Raw genomic sequence first — 1704 nt, 5'->3', positions numbered from 1 at the left:
CGTTCGGGGTTGGCTGGTCGGTGTCGGTGGGTCTTGGTTGATACGGGAGCCGGTCCGACCCCGTCGGGCGGTTCCCATAGCAGCCGAATTGACTGATCCTCGCTCGCCAGCGGGTGGGGGTCGTTTCGTGTGTCGGTTGACTGCCGCTTTCGGGTGGTGGTTGCCATGAGACATCTACGGAGAGTTTGATTCTGGCTCAGGACGAACGCTGGCGGCGTGCTTAACACATGCAAGTCGAACGGTGAAGCCCAGCTTGCTGGGTGGATCAGTGGCGAACGGGTGAGTAACACGTGAGTAACCTGCCCCTGACTCTGGGATAAGCCTTGGAAACGAGGTCTAATACCGGATATGTGACGTTCAGGCATCTGATGCGTCTGGAAAGATTTATCGGTCAGGGATGGACTCGCGGCCTATCAGCTTGTTGGTGGGGTAACGGCCTACCAAGGCGACGACGGGTAGCCGGCCTGAGAGGGCGACCGGCCACACTGGGACTGAGACACGGCCCAGACTCCTACGGGAGGCAGCAGTGGGGAATATTGCACAATGGGCGCAAGCCTGATGCAGCGACGCCGCGTGAGGGATGAAGGCCTTCGGGTTGTAAACCTCTTTCAGCAGGGAAGAAGCGCAAGTGACGGTACCTGCAGAAGAAGCGCCGGCTAACTACGTGCCAGCAGCCGCGGTAATACGTAGGGCGCAAGCGTTGTCCGGAATTATTGGGCGTAAAGAGCTCGTAGGCGGTTTGTCGCGTCTGCTGTGAAAACTCGAGGCTCAACCTCGGGCTTGCAGTGGGTACGGGCAGACTAGAGTGCGGTAGGGGAGACTGGAATTCCTGGTGTAGCGGTGGAATGCGCAGATATCAGGAGGAACACCGATGGCGAAGGCAGGTCTCTGGGCCGCAACTGACGCTGAGGAGCGAAAGCATGGGGAGCGAACAGGATTAGATACCCTGGTAGTCCATGCCGTAAACGTTGGGCACTAGGTGTGGGGCTCATTCCACGAGTTCCGTGCCGCAGCAAACGCATTAAGTGCCCCGCCTGGGGAGTACGGCCGCAAGGCTAAAACTCAAAGAAATTGACGGGGGCCCGCACAAGCGGCGGAGCATGCGGATTAATTCGATGCAACGCGAAGAACCTTACCAAGGCTTGACATACACCGGAAACTTCCAGAGATGGTTGCCCCGCAAGGTCGGTGTACAGGTGGTGCATGGTTGTCGTCAGCTCGTGTCGTGAGATGTTGGGTTAAGTCCCGCAACGAGCGCAACCCTCGTCCTATGTTGCCAGCGGGTCATGCCGGGGACTCATAGGAGACTGCCGGGGTCAACTCGGAGGAAGGTGGGGATGACGTCAAATCATCATGCCCCTTATGTCTTGGGCTTCACGCATGCTACAATGGCCGGTACAAAGGGCTGCGATACCGCGAGGTGGAGCGAATCCCAAAAAGCCGGTCTCAGTTCGGATTGGGGTCTGCAACTCGACCCCATGAAGTCGGAGTCGCTAGTAATCGCAGATCAGCAACGCTGCGGTGAATACGTTCCCGGGCCTTGTACACACCGCCCGTCAAGTCACGAAAGTCGGTAACACCCGAAGCCGGTGGCCCAACTGTTCGCAGGGGGAGCCGTCGAAGGTGGGACTGGCGATTGGGACTAAGTCGTAACAAGGTAGCCGTACCGGAAGGTGCGGCTGGATCACCTCCTTTCTAAGGAGC

The 1704-nt window shown here is 58.5% G+C and carries 1 rRNA gene; it reads left to right on the top strand.

Going from position 1 to position 1704, the window contains the following annotated elements:
- Positions 1-173: 173 nt before the first annotated feature.
- Positions 174-1695 (top strand): 16S ribosomal RNA (locus MHY85_RS20945).
- Positions 1696-1704 lie beyond the last annotated feature (9 nt).

The organism is Cellulomonas sp. ACRRI (genome assembly GCF_022346185.1).
Taxonomy (GTDB): domain Bacteria; phylum Actinomycetota; class Actinomycetes; order Actinomycetales; family Cellulomonadaceae; genus Cellulomonas.
The sequence above is the reverse complement of the archived record's forward strand: the minus strand, read 5'-3'. Positions and strand labels throughout refer to the sequence as shown.